16 protein-coding genes are annotated in these 13,557 nt (G+C 68.2%); 3 read left to right on the top strand and 13 right to left on the bottom strand.

Features of this window, described 5'->3' with window-relative positions; all coding sequences use genetic code 11:
• Positions 1 to 91: 91 nt before the first annotated feature.
• The 5 genes from AC0J5J_RS03550 to cyoE form a co-directional block, all read right to left on the bottom strand.
• A complete protein-coding gene (locus AC0J5J_RS03550) occupies positions 92 to 1,081 on the bottom strand; it encodes a DUF4190 domain-containing protein (protein WP_474899522.1) in 990 nt (329 codons plus the stop codon).
• A 22-nt stretch (positions 1,082 to 1,103) separates the two neighbouring features.
• Complete coding sequence (gene nusB / locus AC0J5J_RS03555) at positions 1,104 to 1,523, bottom strand: transcription antitermination factor NusB (RefSeq protein ID WP_134423593.1); 420 nt, start codon at positions 1,521 to 1,523, stop codon at positions 1,104 to 1,106.
• Entirely contained in the window at positions 1,523 to 2,083 is a 561-nt protein-coding gene (efp, locus tag AC0J5J_RS03560) for an elongation factor P (protein ID WP_104100509.1), read from the bottom strand. Before efp ends, nusB begins: the two co-directional genes overlap by 1 nt.
• Positions 2,084 to 2,195: 112 nt before the next feature.
• The gene (locus AC0J5J_RS03565; protein WP_474899524.1) at positions 2,196 to 2,645 is read right to left on the bottom strand and encodes a type II 3-dehydroquinate dehydratase; all 450 of its coding nucleotides are present in this window, start codon (positions 2,643 to 2,645) and stop codon (positions 2,196 to 2,198) included.
• Between the two features lie 47 nt (positions 2,646 to 2,692).
• Positions 2,693 to 3,643 (bottom strand): heme o synthase, encoded by a 951-nt coding sequence (cyoE, locus tag AC0J5J_RS03570; protein WP_166785456.1) that lies wholly within the window; start codon positions 3,641 to 3,643, stop codon positions 2,693 to 2,695.
• A gap of 152 nt (positions 3,644 to 3,795) precedes the next feature.
• On the opposite strand from cyoE, the gene AC0J5J_RS03575 reads away from it, so the two are divergent.
• The 3 genes from AC0J5J_RS03575 to AC0J5J_RS03585 all read left to right on the top strand — a co-directional run bounded on the left by AC0J5J_RS03575 (position 3,796) and on the right by AC0J5J_RS03585 (position 5,998).
• Positions 3,796 to 3,969, top strand: coding sequence for a YegP family protein (locus tag AC0J5J_RS03575; RefSeq protein WP_134423599.1), 174 nt, complete (start codon positions 3,796 to 3,798; stop codon positions 3,967 to 3,969).
• Positions 3,970 to 4,036: 67 nt separating this feature from the next.
• Entirely contained in the window at positions 4,037 to 4,732 is a 696-nt protein-coding gene (gene lepB / locus AC0J5J_RS03580) for a signal peptidase I (protein WP_134423601.1), read from the top strand.
• Positions 4,733 to 4,831: 99 nt separating this feature from the next.
• A complete protein-coding gene (locus tag AC0J5J_RS03585; protein ID WP_474899526.1) occupies positions 4,832 to 5,998 on the top strand; it encodes an AI-2E family transporter in 1,167 nt (388 codons plus the stop codon).
• Positions 5,999 to 6,042: 44 nt separating this feature from the next.
• Here AC0J5J_RS03585 and AC0J5J_RS03590 read toward each other — a convergent pair whose 3' ends face one another.
• The 8 genes from AC0J5J_RS03590 to aroC form a co-directional block, all read right to left on the bottom strand.
• Positions 6,043 to 6,516 (bottom strand): SixA phosphatase family protein, encoded by a 474-nt coding sequence (locus AC0J5J_RS03590; RefSeq protein ID WP_474899528.1) that lies wholly within the window; start codon positions 6,514 to 6,516, stop codon positions 6,043 to 6,045.
• 77 nt (positions 6,517 to 6,593) lie between these two features.
• Positions 6,594 to 6,998 carry a hypothetical protein gene (locus AC0J5J_RS03595; RefSeq protein WP_474899530.1) on the bottom strand — a complete coding sequence of 135 codons (405 nt, stop codon included), beginning with the start codon at positions 6,996 to 6,998 and terminating at the stop codon, positions 6,594 to 6,596.
• Positions 6,999 to 7,080: 82 nt separating this feature from the next.
• Positions 7,081 to 7,491: a DUF779 domain-containing protein gene (locus AC0J5J_RS03600; protein WP_134423609.1), complete on the bottom strand. Its 411-nt coding sequence runs from the start codon at positions 7,489 to 7,491 to the stop codon at positions 7,081 to 7,083.
• Between the two features lie 136 nt (positions 7,492 to 7,627).
• Complete coding sequence (gene exaC, locus AC0J5J_RS03605) at positions 7,628 to 9,151, bottom strand: acetaldehyde dehydrogenase ExaC (RefSeq protein WP_474899532.1); 1,524 nt, start codon at positions 9,149 to 9,151, stop codon at positions 7,628 to 7,630.
• Positions 9,152 to 9,232: 81 nt separating this feature from the next.
• Entirely contained in the window at positions 9,233 to 10,600 is a 1,368-nt protein-coding gene (locus tag AC0J5J_RS03610; protein ID WP_474899534.1) for a transcriptional regulator, read from the bottom strand.
• Positions 10,601 to 10,687: 87 nt separating this feature from the next.
• Positions 10,688 to 11,818 carry a 3-dehydroquinate synthase gene (gene aroB / locus AC0J5J_RS03615; protein WP_134423615.1) on the bottom strand — a complete coding sequence of 377 codons (1,131 nt, stop codon included), beginning with the start codon at positions 11,816 to 11,818 and terminating at the stop codon, positions 10,688 to 10,690.
• On the bottom strand, positions 11,815 to 12,330 hold the full coding sequence (locus AC0J5J_RS03620; protein ID WP_474899536.1) for a shikimate kinase: 516 nt from the start codon (positions 12,328 to 12,330) through the stop codon (positions 11,815 to 11,817). The genes aroB and AC0J5J_RS03620 overlap by 4 nt, the downstream gene beginning before the upstream one ends.
• Positions 12,331 to 12,347: 17 nt before the next feature.
• Positions 12,348 to 13,553 (bottom strand): chorismate synthase, encoded by a 1,206-nt coding sequence (gene aroC, locus AC0J5J_RS03625; RefSeq protein ID WP_474899537.1) that lies wholly within the window; start codon positions 13,551 to 13,553, stop codon positions 12,348 to 12,350.
• Positions 13,554 to 13,557: the final 4 nt, after the last annotated feature.

The following is a 13,557-nucleotide window of genomic DNA, read 5'->3' on the forward strand; positions in this document are numbered from 1 at the left end:
CGACCTCCTTCCCCGCCTCACCGGACGGCTGTTAAAGGATGTCTTTTTCCGTGGTCCAGCGTAGCACCTGGCCGGGGCTCCCCTGCCGGGCTCAGCCGATGGAGCTGGCCGTGAGGAACGCCAGGAACTCGGCCGGGTCGGTCAGCCCGCCGGAGTAGACGCTGCCGTTGACGAGTGCCGTCGGCGTGCCCCTGATCTGGCTGATCTCCGCATCCGCGATCGGGCCGTTCAGGGCCTGCTCGGTGTTGGCCTGGGACCAGGCCTGGTAGTCACCGGAAGCCAGGCAATCGCTGATGTCGACGGGACTGTCGACAAGGCCGGCGAGCTCGGAATCGCTCAGCCCCTCGGTGTTCTCGGCAGGCTGGTTCGCGAACAGGGCAGCCTGGAAGGCAAGCAGGTTGTCCGGGTTGAGGGTGGCCTGGCAGGTCAGCGCGGCGGAGGCCCGGCTCGAGTAGTCCGTGCCCTGCGATACGCGGTCGAGGAAAGTGAGCGAGTGCAACCGCAGGGTGATGGAGCCGTCGGCTGCCAGGGCGGCCAGCTGGCTGCCGTTCGTCTCCTCGAACTGCCGGCAGAACGGGCACATCGGGTCGAAGTAGACGTCGACGACCTGCACGCCGGTGCCGACCGAGAGGTAGCCGTCGTCGAAGTGGGCCGCGCCGACGGTGCCCGTGGCCAGCGTCCCGGTCGGCTCGTCCGTGCCGGGGTTGTCGGCGCGGGGCTCGCTCGTGGAGGAGATCGGGGGCATGCCGGCAGCGCCGCCGTTCGCGACCGCGATGATGAAGGGGATCACCGTCGCGGCGAAGACGATGGCGATCACGACCACCAGCACCTGGGCGCCGATGCCCACGTAGCCGAGCACCAGCCCGCTGATAGCGAGACCGCGACCGGATTCGCCGGTGCGCCGGATCTGACCCAGGGCGATGTGGCCGGTGATAACGGCCGCCAGGGAGACGAAGAAGGCGGACACCAGCGAGATGATCGCCAGCGTGTTCGTCCTCGGCGCGACCGGAGACGGCTGCTGCGCGTAGGCCGGCGGAAACTCATCCGGCGCGCGCATCGGGTCGTTCTCGGTGTTCGTCATGCTGCCCCCCTGGCAGGCCGGATTACGCGGATGGTGCGGTTTGGGCGATGCGCCCGAGGAGGCCGTTCACGAAGCCGGCCGAGTCATCCGTCGACAGGATCTTGGCGGCCTCGACCGCCTCGTCGATGGCGACGGCGTGCGGAACGGCGTCGTTGAAGAGGATCTCCCAGATGCCGATGCGCAGGATGGCGCGGTCGACCACGGGCATGCGCTTGAGCGTCCAGCCCTGCGAATACGTCTCGATCAGTTCGTCGATCTCCTCGCGGTGATCCACGACGCCGTCGATGATGTCTCGGGCGTAGAGCCACGACGCCATTCGGGCCGGCTCGCTCGCGGCGCGCTGCGCCTCGATCGCGAGCGACTCCGGGATGGTGCTCTGCCGCACGTCGGCGGCGTAGAGGATGTCGATCGCGCGCTTGCGCGCCTTGGTCCGAGCACTCACTAGTTGACGCGGCCCAGGTAATCGCCCGTACGGGTGTCGACCTTGACGCGGGTGCCCTGCTCGAGGAACAGCGGCACCTGGATCTGGAAGCCGGTCTCAACGGTGGCCGGCTTGGTTCCGCCGGTCGAGCGGTCGCCCTGCAGGCCCGGCTCGGTGTAGGTGATCTCGAGAACGACGGATGCCGGCAGCTCCACGTAGAGCGGGTTTCCGTTGTGCAGGGCGATCGTCACGTTCTGGTTCTCGAGCATGAAGTTGACCGCGTCGCCCACGACGACGGCCGGCACGTGCAGCTGGTCGAAATCGGACACGTCCATGAAGACGTAGGAGTCGCCGTCCGCGTACAGGTACTGGAAGTCCTGGCGGTCGACGTTCTCGGTCTCGATCTTGGCGCCGGCGTTGAAGGTGCGGTCCACGGTCTTGCCCGTGACGACGTTCTTCAGCTTGGTGCGGACGAAGGCGCCGCCCTTGCCCGGCTTGACGTGCTGGAAGTCGGTGACGGCCCAGAGCTGGCCGTCGATGTTGAGGACGACGCCATTTCGGATATCGGCGGTTGATGCCATGAAAAGATGTTCCGTTCACTTGGTTCAATTAGGAAGGTGCGCGGCCGACTCGGCCTCAGACGAGTGTAGTTGCCCCGCAGCCCGCGCACCAAAGACGGGACCGGGCAGCGGATCAGGCCGCCGGCGGCAGGGAACGCGTGATGACGTCGAGGGCCAGCCGGTAGGACTCGAAGCCGAAACCGGCGATCACGCCGGTCGCCACGGCGCTGACCACGCTCGTGTGGCGGAACGTCTCCCGGGCGTGGGGGTTGGACAGGTGCACCTCGACCAGGGTCACGCCGGCCTTGGTCACCAGGGCCGCGGCATCCCGCAGCGCGTAGCTGTAATGCGTGAACGCCGCCGGATTCAAGATGACGGGGATGCGCTCGTCGACGGCCTCGTAGAGCCAGTGGATCAGCTCGGCCTCGTCGTCGGTCTGGCGCAGATCGACCGTGATCCCTTCCGGCGCGGCCTGCGTGAGGGTGGCGCGGAGCTGCTCGAGGTCGGCGGACCCGTAGACGTCGGGTTCGCGGCTGCCGAGCCGCCCCAGGTTCGGACCGTTCAGAACGAGGACTGTACTCATCCCCACAGCCTAAGGGAGCGCGCGCGTGACGGTGGTGGGGCCGTCGGTCAGGGCAGGACCGGGCCGACCGAGATCATCAGGCAATAGACCAGGATCATCACCAGCGAATACCGGAACATGCGCCTCGCCCACGCCGCGGGATCGTCGGCGCGGAGTCCCACGATGCCGAGCCAGATCCAGTAGGCGCCGAGCACACCCATCAGGGCGGTGTAGACGTAGCCGACGTAGCCGAACACCGGCAGGAGCAGGGTCGAAACGACAAAGCCGATCGTGTAGACGAGGATCTGCACGGTGGTGTTCGGGATCCCTCGCACCACGGAGATGACGGGAACGCCGGCGCGGGCGTACTCGTCGTGCCGGTAGATGGCGATGGAGTAGAACTCCGGCATCTGCCAGAGGAACACAGCCAGGAAGGCGAGCACGGCCCCCACGTCGATGGCCCCGGTGACGGCGACGTAACCGGCCAGAATGGGAGCGGCGCCCGAGACGCTGCCGACCAGGGTGCCGTGGATCGACAGTCGCTTGGACAGCATCCCGTAGAGCACGACGTAGACCAGGAAACCGCCGAGACCGACGACCACGACGAGCCAGTTGGTCCAGGCCACGAGCATCGCCATTCCGAGTACGAACAGCACAATGGAGAAGATGACCGCGTTGCGCACGCCGATGCGCCCGGTGACCGTGGCCCGCTTCTTGGTGCGTTCCATGACCGTGTCGATGTCGCGGTCGAGCACATTGTTCAGCACGGTGGCCGACGCGATCACGAGGGTGGTGCCGACGCAGAGCGCAATGAACAGGAAGAGGTCGACCTGTCCCCGGGCTGCCAGCAGAAAGCCCGCCGCGGCCGTCAGGGCATTGCCGTACAGCACGCCGGGTTTGGTCAGGGAGTAGTAGCGGGTGACCGTGTCACGCAGGCTGGTACCGTCGGCCCGCCCGGCGAGAGCCCCGTCGGTGCCGTCCACCCGATTGCGAACGAAGAATGGTGCACGCGCAGTCATGCGAAAAGGGTTCCCATCGGATTGCCGGACGACTTCAATCATAAGCCGGAAAGCCTGTGCGCTCCCCGTGCCTCTATCGGGTGTCCGGCACCGGAGGTAGGGTGTCGCAACCGGTCGTCCGGCCGGGACGAGGCCTAGGACAAGGGTGTGACATGGCCGGCAAATTCGAGGTCTACCGGGATGCGTCCGGAAGCTACCGTTTTCACTTCGCCGCGGACAGTGGCCAGACGATTCCGTCGCCGGAGCGCTACCAAACGGAAGACGAAGCGCTCGAGCGGGTTGAGTCCCTCCGCGCGAACGTCAGCCCGCGTCAACCCTCCAGCTGACCCGCTGTCGGTTGCCACACCCGCCGTCGGACACCGCTGCCCCATCCCGCATCGCATCAGGGGGAAAATGTCAGATTACGAGAGTGTGGGGAACCGTGCTTCGTCCGAGCATCGCGGGGGCCGCCTGCTCCGGGACCTGGTGATCATCGTCGTCGTGGCCGTGTCGATCTCGCTCCTCAGCAGAGCGTACCTGGTGCGGTCGTTCTACATCCCGTCCGGGTCGATGCAGGACACCCTGCAGATCAACGACCGGATCCTCGTCAACGAGCTGGTCCCCGACCTCATCGTGCTCAATCGCGGCGATATCGTGGTGTTCACCGACCCCGGCGGATGGCTGACAGCCGCCGGCGAGGGTGCGGCCGGGCCCGGGAACCCTGTGACCGACGGCGTCCGGTGGGTCTCCGATGTGGCTGGCCTGGGTGCCCAGGACGCCGCAGACCATCTCGTGAAACGCGTCATCGGCCTGCCGGGCGACCGGGTGGCCTGCTGCGACGCCTCGGGTCGCACGACCGTCAACGGCGAACCGATCAGCGAACCGTACCTCAAGCTGCCTGCGGGGGCCACGCGCGCCTCAGAGCATGACTTCTCCGTGACCGTGCCGGCGGAGTCGCTCTGGGTCGAGGGCGACAACCGGTACAACTCGGCGGACAGCCGTCTGCACACCGACACGCCGCACCAGGGTTTCGTGCCCGTGGGCAACGTTGTCGGCCGCGCCTTCGTGGTGAACTGGCCGCTGCGCCGCTGGTCCTGGCTCGACGAGTAACGCCCGTTCTATCCAGGTGCGCTGCACGGGTCTACGTTCGGGGAAACGCGCCGAGGAACGGAGGCTTTCATGCGATGGCACCGACGAAAGCCTCCCGGCGTGGCATCACCGGCATCCCTCGCCGCGGCGCCTCCCCCCGAACCCCCACCGTCACGTGACGTCGCCCGAGGTCTCCCCCGGGGCGACGCCATCCTGATCGGCCTGGCCGCCGCCACCGTCGCCGCGTTCGGCCTGGCGTCCATCAGGTCCATTGCAGCCCCCGTGCTGCTGGCCCTCGTTCTGACGATCTGCGTTCATCCGCTGCGTAACGCCCTGGAACGCCGTGGCGTGCCGCGCGGGCTGGCCACCGGCTCGGTTGCCGCGGCGGTCTTCCTCGTTCTGGCGGCCTTCCTGGCTGCGCTTCTGCTGGCCCTGGCCCAGTTCCCCGCCCTCCTCAGCCAGTACAGTTCCGAGATCGCCCGGATCGGCGCGTCGATCGGTGCCGCGCTGACGGACTTCGGAGTCGGAACCGATGAGGTGCAGACGATCGTGTCCGGTTTCGAACCCTCGCAGATCACCGGTTTCGTGTCGGACGTGCTGGGCAACGTGGCCGGGCTGGCGGGGGCCCTGGTCATCATCGCCACCACGCTGCTCCTGATGGCGATGGACGCCAGCTACCTGTCCACCCTGCTGCGGGAACTCGAACCGGCCCACCGGAATCTGGTCGGTGCGCTGCGAGCGACCGCCTCCCATGTGCGGCGGTACATGGTCACCACGACGCTGCTCGGGGTCGTGCAGGGCGTGCTCAACGGCGTGGCGCTCGTGATCCTGGGCGTTCCCGGCGCGTTCCTCTGGGGAGTGCTCTCATTCCTGGGCAGCTTCATTCCCAATGTCGGCTACCTGGTCGCACTGGTGCCTCCCGTCGTCTTCGGGTTCCTGGCCGGCGGCTGGCAGACGGCGATTTCGGTGATCCTCGTGTACACCCTCGTGAACGCCATCGTGCAGGGCGCGATCCAGTCCCGGCTCGTCAGCAACGCCGTCGCCCTCAGCCAGACCGTCACCTTTGTGTCGGTGTTGGTCTGGACGGCCATCATCGGCCCCATCGGTGCGCTTCTGGCCACCCCGCTCACACTTCTGGTGCGCATGATCCTGGTCGACTCCGACCCGGCCGCGCGCTGGTTTCGACCGCTGCTCGGTGACGTGGCGGCGACGCGGGCGCTGATGGTGAGGGAGACGGCCCAGCGCAGGGCCGCGCGCCGGGCCGCGCGCGCGGGCGTACAGCCCTGACCCGTCGGTTCAGACGAGGCTCCGCTCCCGTGCGCCGGGGCCGATCAGCGGCCGGATGCCAGGAGTATTCCCTCGGACCGACCGGCGGATGTCCAGGAACCGTCCCAGGCGATCACGGCCAGGGCCGAGGTCGGCAGGGCGACCTCGGTGCCGGTGAGCCGGGCGGCCAGATCTTCGAATCCCGGATTGTGACCCACGAGCACGACCGAGTGTGCCTCGTCGGGCAGTGCGCGCACGACGGCCAGGAGTTGACCGGCCGTCGCAGCGTAGACGCGGTCATCGATCCGGGTCGGCGGCACCTCGGGGAGCTCGGCCGCGACGAGGTCCCAGGTTTCCCGGGCACGCACGGCCGGCGACACCAGGGCGAGATCGATCCGGTGGATGAGGCCGGCCAGCCGTGCCCCGGCCCGCGGGGCCTGCCGGAGTCCCCGGGCGGCCAGCGGCCGATCGAGGTCGGCCTGCCGGCCCTCCCAATCCGACTTGGCGTGGCGAAGCAGGACCAGGGTGCGCTCAGGCATCCGTCGCCCCGGGTACGCAAGGTGAGTTTCGCCGGCCGGTGAGAGTCATCGTCTCAGTCTGCCACCGCGAGGCGCGGTCACACCACGAGTTCGCAGACTCCCGAATCGTGGGCGACGAACATGCCCGTGATGCGCAGCAGCTTGCCGAAGGAGGTGGCGAGTTCTCGTCCCCAGGCCTGGTCGGGAGCGGTCAGGGCGGCCGTTCCCGGGCGTTCGAGGGTGAGGATGACGCTGCCGCCCGGCCCGTGTTCGGCCAGGACCTGGTTGACCGCGGTGGCCATGGCTGCGGCGCCGCCCGGTTCCGGGCGGAGCGGAATGCCACTGACGGGGATCAGCAGGGGGATCTGCCTCCCCCGGGCGTCGAGGAGCATGAACCAGAGCTGGTGGCTGATCGCCTGGCCCACCAACTCGGCCACCCGCTCTCGCGCTTGCTCGGTGGTGGTCACGGGAGCGGCGTCCCGGAGTCGGAGTGGGGTTGTCATGCGCACCAGACTGCCCGGACGGGCATCCGTCGCAGCCGCGGTGCACAGGATTGCACCTGGCAGGGATCGGTGGAGGAGAGGACTACTCGAAGGACTCCATCAGCCGGGATCGCAGCAGGAACCGCACGCCGCGGGGCGCTTCGACGGAGAATCCGCCGCCGCGGCCGGGAACGACGTCGACCGTGAGGAAGGTGTGGCTCCAGTACTCGAATTGCTCCGCCGACATCCAGAAGTCGATCGGCTGCGCGGTCCCGCCGAGTGGTGCGACGTCGAGTCGACCGAGCAGAACGTCCCGGTCCGAGACGATGAATTCGCCCTCCGGAAAGCACATCGGTGAGGAGCCGTCGCAGCAGCCCCCGGACTGGTGGAACATCAGCGGGCCGTGTTCGTCCCAGAGGCTGCGGAGCAGGTCGACCGCGACGGCCGTGAGCTCCACCCGCGGAATCGTCTCTCCCGGGATGGTGATCGTTGCGGTGACGCCTGTCTCCGGCATGGATGTTCCCTTCTGGTTGCGACCCCCGGGCCTGGGTCCGCCGAGGGTTATCGCCTCGGCGGCCCCTGGCCGGGGCCGGTGGTGCCGTGAGTGGTCCGGCTGTCGCGCCAGCGTAGGCCGGACCGGCGTCACGTGCCTAGAAGAAGCCCAGCTTGTTCTCGCTGTAGGACACGAGGAGGTTCTTCGTCTGCTGGTAGGCGGTCAGCGCGAGCTTGTTGTTCTCCCGGCCGATTCCCGAACTCTTGTAGCCGCCGAACGACGCCCCCGCCGGGTAGGCGTGGTAGTTGTTCACCCAGACCCGGCCGGCCTGGATGTCCCGCCCGGCCCGGTAGGCGATGTTTCCGTTGCGGGACCAGACCCCGGCTCCGAGCCCGTAGAGGGTGTCGTTGGCGATGGAGATGGCGTCGTCGTAATCGGTGAAGCTGGTCACCGCGAGCACCGGTCCGAAGATCTCCTCCTGGAACAGGCGCATCTTGTTGTGGCCCTCGAAGATGGTGGGCTCCACGTAGTAGCCTCCGCTCAGGTCACCGCCGAGGTCGACCCGCTCTCCGCCGAGCGCCAGCGTCGCACCCTCCTTCTTGCCGATGTCGATGTAGGAGAGGATCTTCTCGAGCTGGTCGTTGCTGGACTGCGCGCCGACCTGGGTCGCGGTGTCGAGCGGGTTGCCCTGGATCACCGTGCGGGTGCGCTCGACGGCGTCGCTCAGGAAGTCGTCATAGATCGGTTTCTGCAGCAGCGCCCGGCTGGGCGCGGTGCAGACCTCGCCCTGGTTGAACGCGAAGAGCACGAAGCCCTCCTGGGCCTTGTCGTAGAAGGCGTCCTTCTCCTGGGCCACATCGCTGAAAAAGATGTTGGGGCTCTTGCCGCCGAGTTCCATCGTCGACGGGATGATGTTGGCGCTCGCGTACTGCATGATCAGGCGCCCGGTCGAGGTCTCCCCCGTGAACGCGATCTTGCGGATCCGCGACGACGACGCGAGCGGCTTGCCGGCCTCGATGCCGAATCCGTTGACGATGTTGAGCACCCCCGGTGGCAGCACGTCACCGATCAGGTCGATCAGCACGAGGATCGACACGGGGGTCTGTTCGGCCGGCTTGAGGACGATCGCGTTGCCGGCGGCCAGGGCCGGGGCCAGCTTCCACACGGCCATCAGGAGCGGGAAGTTCCAGGGGATAATCTGCCCGACGACGCCGAGAGGCTCGTGGAACTGGTACGAGACCATGTCCCCGTTCAGTTCGGCATGGTCGCCGTCCTGGGCCCGGATCGCGGAGGCGAAGTATCGGAAGTGGTCGGAGCAGAGCGGGATGTCCGCGTTCAGGGTTTCCCGGACCGGCTTGCCGTTCTCCCAGGTCTCGGCGACGCTGAGCAGTTCGAGGTTCGCGTCGATGATGTCGGCGATCCTGTTGAGCACCGCCGCGCGCTCAGTCGATGAGGTCTTGCCCCACGCCGGCGCTGCCCGGTGTGCGGCATCCAGTGCCAATTCGATGTCCTCCGCCGTGCCGCGGGCCACCTCGGCGAACGGCTTGCCGTTGACGGGCGAGATGTCTTCGAAGTACTGACCCTTGACGGGTTTGACCCACTCGCCGCCGATCCAGTTCTCGTAGCGGGGCTTGAAGGTGACTAGGGCACCCGGTGTTCCGGGGTTGGAATAGACGGTCATGATCTCTCCTCGTCGACGACATTGTCGGTGGGATTCGCCTGTTGCGAACCTGGGCCTGAGCCTAGGAAAGAGAACGTTGCTTCAGCGTTGCGGGAGGTTGCGGGGCGCGGAGACCGGACCCGCGTGGTCCAGCTCGGCTTCGATCCGGCTGAGCCGCGCCACCACGGAAGCCCGTTTCGGCGACCGGGCCGGCAACAGTTCCAGGCACGCGCGCCACACCTCACTGTCGTAGGTGGCCTCGTCGGTGCGGGCGTACTCCAGCAGGAGTTCGGCGGACGCATCCGTGAGCATGGCCTGCCGCAGCCGCGCCGAGACCTCGGCGCGGATCTCGACGATCCCGGGTGCGGTCGAACTCGGCAGCACGGGCCCTCGGTAGGCCCCGAGCGCCACCCGATGCGCACCGCGCTCCAGGAAGGCGAGCACGCGCTGCGCGTCCAGTTCGATGGCCGTCTCCAGACGGTAGGGGCGGGAGGCGATGCTGATCCTCGGGCTGGTGTGTTCGAGGACCTTGCGCAGCCGCACCATCTCGGCGCGCAGGTTGTCGACGGCGTTGGCCTGGTCGGTGAGCAGCAGCGACAGCCGGTCGGCGGAGAGGCCGTCCCGGTTCCACGCCAGCAGGGTGAGGATTTCCGCGTGCCGCGGGCTGATCTCCAGCGGGCCGTCGGCAGTCTCCAACCGGCCGTGATCGCCGCCCAGCACTCCCAGCCGGGCGGGCGCGGGCCGAGTGATCGGCGGACCCGAGGGTACGCCGAAGAAGCGGGCGACGGTGGCCGGTCCCGCCGCCGCGCTCAGCCGCTGGATGCGCAGTTCAGCCTCCATGGCCGCGACGGCCGCTTCCACCAGTGGCAGGGTCTGCGGAGCGACGGCTTCGTCGCCACCCGTGATGTCGATCACGCCGAGAACGGCTCCGGAGTGCGGGTCGTGGATGGGCACGGCCGTGCAACTCCACGGATGCGCCAGCTCGTTGAAGTGTTCGGCCCGCTGGATCTGGATTCCGTGACCGAGGGTCAGCGCCGTTCCCGGTGCGCTCGTGCCCACCCGGCGCTCGGACCAGTCGGAGCCTTCCACGAAAAGCATGTCTTCGGCCCGCCGACGCACGACACGGTCTCCGTCGATCCAGAGCAGACGTCCGAACTCGTCGCCGACGGCGACGATCAGGCCGGAGTGAAACGTGTGGCGGATCAGGAGATTGTGCACCACCGGCAGCACCGATGCCAGTGGGTGCCGGTCGCGCAGTTCCCGCAACGCGTCGACGCTGACCTCCTGCTCGGGAGCGAGCCGGGACGGATCGAGGCTGAGCGACAGCGACCGCTCCCAGGATTCTTTGACCACTCGGCGTACCCCGGGACCCACATACCGTTCCGTGACGGCGGCTTCGTGGGCCTGCGCAAGCCGACCGTGACTGCCTCCGGCGAACCCGGCCGGCCGATCGATCCACGGACTCGTCATGAAACCTCCGAACAGCTTTGGTCAGCGGCGATCGGAGGCGAAGCCCGATCAGGGGCCAGTCTAGGCCTCCCGGTCGGGCAATACCGTCTAGGAGCCGATCTCCTGGTACGCGGCGAAGAGAAGGGATGTGTCGGGTCCTTCCAACACGGTGGGCTTGCCGATGTCGTCGAGCACGATGAAACGGAGCATTCCGCTGCGGGTCTTCTTGTCGCGCTGCATGGTGGCGAGAAGGGTGCTCCACCGGCCGACCGGGTAGGTGGTGGGCAGAGTCAGCGATTCCAGGATGCGGCGGTGCCGGTCGACCGCCTCGTCGGAGAGGCGTCCGCTCAGCCGGGCCACCTCCGCGGCGAACATCATGCCCACAGCGACGGCGGCCCCGTGGCGCCAGCCGTAGCGTTCGGCGTGCTCGACCGCGTGGCCGAGAGTGTGACCGTAGTTCAGGATCTCGCGCAGGCCGGACTCCTTGAAGTCCTCCCCCACAACCTGGGCCTTCATCCCGACCGCGAGTTCGAGCACCCGCCGGAACTGCGGGGTGTGCGGGTCGGTGACCGCCGCGACATCCGCTTCGACGATGTCGAGGATCTCGGGGAGCTGGATGAAACCGGCCTTCACGATCTCGGCGAAACCGGCCAGGATCTCGTTCCGGGGCAGGTCGTCGAGCACGTCCAGGTCGCAGAGGACCGCGGCGGGCGCGTAGAACGTGCCCACGAGGTTCTTGCCCTCGGCGGTGTTGATGCCGTTCTTGCCGCCCACGGCGGCGTCCACCATGCCGAGCACGCTGGTCGGGATCTGCACCAGGCGCACGCCGCGCAGCCAGGTCGCCGCGACGAAGCCGGCCAGGTCGGTGACGGCGCCGCCGCCGAAACCGATGACGGCATCGGTGCGGCTGAAGTCGGCCTGGCCCATGACCTGCCAGCAGAACGCGGCCACCTCGACCCGCTTGGCGGCTTCGGCGTCGGGCACCTCGGCGATCAGCACCTCGAATTTGCCGAGCAGGCTCTCGCGCAGGGCGACGGCGCGGGCGCCGAGGTGGGACGTGTGCACGATGAGCACCTTCGCCACCTTCGGGCCGAGCTGTTCGACGACGTCGTCGATGAGGCCGCGCCCGATCAGCACGGGGTAGCTGTCGGCACCGGCAACGGTGATGACGGTGGTGGCGGGCTCGAGGGCAGGCTCAGTGATGGGCTCGGTGGATTCAGGCACAGGTGCTCCGGTCATGATCGTTTCTTGGTCCATTTCACGACGTCATCAGCGATGGCGTCCAGGGGACGATGTGAGGTGTCGAACCGGATGCCGGCCAGAGCCTCGTAGACGGGCCGGCGCTCGGCGTAGATGCGCTTCCAGTCCGCGATCCCGTTTCGCAGGAGCGGTCGTTTGCCGCCGGTGATCCTGGCCCCGACGGCTCGGGCCGACACACTCAGGTACACGACGGTACACCCGGCCAGGTCGGCCTGGGTCTCCGTGTCGAGCACGGCTCCCCCGCCGAGCGAGACCACGGCCTGCTCGGTCAGGGCGTGGGCCACGGCCTGACGTTCAAGCGCTCTGAAGTGCTCCTCGCCGTGTTGCTCGAAGATATCCTTGATCGGGCCGTGCTGGTCGACGATGCGGTGGTCGGTGTCGATGAACGGCACGTCGAGCGCCTTGGCCACCCTCCGGCCGATCTTGGTCTTGCCGGCGGCCATGGGCCCGATGAAGACGAGGGGCAGGATCGGATGCGTCGGCGCGGCCATTGCGTACTCCGGCGTCTCTAGAGGGAGGCGTCGCTGGACGCGCCCGTCTGGAGGTTCGCCGGGATGTGGGCCAGGTAGGAGTCCAGGTTGCGGCGGGTCTCCGCGACGGAGTCGCCACCGAACTTCTCCAGGACGGAGTTCGCGAGAACGAGGGCGACCATGGCTTCGGCGACCACGCCGGCGGCTGGAACGGCACAGACATCCGACCGCTGGTGGTGCGCGGGGGCTGCCTCGCCGGTGGCCACATCGACCGTGCGCAGGGCACGCGGGATGGTGGAGATCGGTTTCATTCCGGCGCGCACGCGCAGCACTGTTCCCGTGCTCATGCCGCCTTCGGTGCCGCCGGCCCGGTCGCTGACCCGCTGGATTCGCCCGTCGGACTGCACGAGCTCGTCGTGGGCCACCGAGCCCCGCCGGGTGGTGGTCAGGAAGCCGTCGCCGACCTCGACGCCCTTGATGGCCTGGATGCCCATCAGCGCGGCCGCCAGCTGCGAATCGAGGCGGCGGTCCCAGTGCACGAACGAGCCGAGCCCGGGGGGAAGATTGTAGGCCAGCACCTCGACGACCCCGCCGAGGGTGTCGCCGTCCTTATGGGCCTGATCGACCTCGGCCACCATCAGGGCGCTGGTCGCGGCGTCGAAGCAGCGCAGCGGGTCGGCGTCGAGGACGTCGACGTCGTCGGGTGCGGGCAGCAGGGCGTCTTCGGGAACCCGGACCGGCCCGATCGACAGGGTGTGGCTGACTAGGGTGATGCCGAGCTCGGCCAGGAATGAGCGGGCGACCGCACCGAGCGCGACGCGAGCGGCGGTTTCGCGGGCGCTGGCACGCTCCAGCACCGGGCGGGATTCGTCGAAGTCGTACTTCTGCATGCCGACAAGGTCGGCGTGGCCGGGCCGGGGCCGGGTCAGCGGGGCGCCGCGTCCGCGGGCGGACGAGGTCTGCACCGGCTCGGGGCTCATCACCTCGGCCCACTTGGGCCATTCGGTGTTGCCGATCCGCAGGGCCACCGGTCCACCCATGGTGAGACCGTGGCGCACGCCGCCGGAGATGTTCAGTTCATCCTGCTCGAATTTCATGCGCGCACCACGGCCGTAGCCGAGTTTGCGGCGCGCAAGGTCGAGGCGGATCGCATCTAGAGTGACCGGGATTCCAGCGGGCAAACCCTCGACGATAGCGATGAGTTCGGGGCCGTGGGACTCTCCGGCAGTGAGCCAACGAAGCATGACC

The sequence above is a fragment of the Cryobacterium sp. TS_SC_7 genome (assembly GCF_056156285.1).

What these genes read in the sequence shown, in the direction of transcription:
- AC0J5J_RS03575 (WP_134423599.1), top strand. Translation starts at nt 3,796, where the DNA reads ATGGCCGGCAAATTCGAGGTCTACCGGGATGCGTCCGGAAGCTACCGT.
- cyoE (WP_166785456.1), bottom strand. Translation starts at nt 3,643, where the DNA reads ATGACTGCGCGTGCACCATTCTTCGTTCGCAATCGGGTGGACGGCACC.
- efp (WP_104100509.1), bottom strand. Translation starts at nt 2,083, where the DNA reads ATGGCATCAACCGCCGATATCCGAAATGGCGTCGTCCTCAACATCGAC.
- aroC (WP_474899537.1), bottom strand. Translation starts at nt 13,553, where the DNA reads ATGCTTCGTTGGCTCACTGCCGGAGAGTCCCACGGCCCCGAACTCATC.
- AC0J5J_RS03620 (WP_474899536.1), bottom strand. Translation starts at nt 12,330, where the DNA reads ATGGCCGCGCCGACGCATCCGATCCTGCCCCTCGTCTTCATCGGGCCC.
- AC0J5J_RS03565 (WP_474899524.1), bottom strand. Translation starts at nt 2,645, where the DNA reads ATGAGTACAGTCCTCGTTCTGAACGGTCCGAACCTGGGGCGGCTCGGC.
- exaC (WP_474899532.1), bottom strand. Translation starts at nt 9,151, where the DNA reads ATGACCGTCTATTCCAACCCCGGAACACCGGGTGCCCTAGTCACCTTC.
- AC0J5J_RS03610 (WP_474899534.1), bottom strand. Translation starts at nt 10,600, where the DNA reads ATGACGAGTCCGTGGATCGATCGGCCGGCCGGGTTCGCCGGAGGCAGT.
- AC0J5J_RS03600 (WP_134423609.1), bottom strand. Translation starts at nt 7,491, where the DNA reads ATGCCGGAGACAGGCGTCACCGCAACGATCACCATCCCGGGAGAGACG.
- AC0J5J_RS03595 (WP_474899530.1), bottom strand. Translation starts at nt 6,998, where the DNA reads ATGACAACCCCACTCCGACTCCGGGACGCCGCTCCCGTGACCACCACC.
- aroB (WP_134423615.1), bottom strand. Translation starts at nt 11,818, where the DNA reads ATGACCGGAGCACCTGTGCCTGAATCCACCGAGCCCATCACTGAGCCT.
- AC0J5J_RS03550 (WP_474899522.1), bottom strand. Translation starts at nt 1,081, where the DNA reads ATGACGAACACCGAGAACGACCCGATGCGCGCGCCGGATGAGTTTCCG.
- lepB (WP_134423601.1), top strand. Translation starts at nt 4,037, where the DNA reads ATGTCAGATTACGAGAGTGTGGGGAACCGTGCTTCGTCCGAGCATCGC.
- AC0J5J_RS03590 (WP_474899528.1), bottom strand. Translation starts at nt 6,516, where the DNA reads ATGCCTGAGCGCACCCTGGTCCTGCTTCGCCACGCCAAGTCGGATTGG.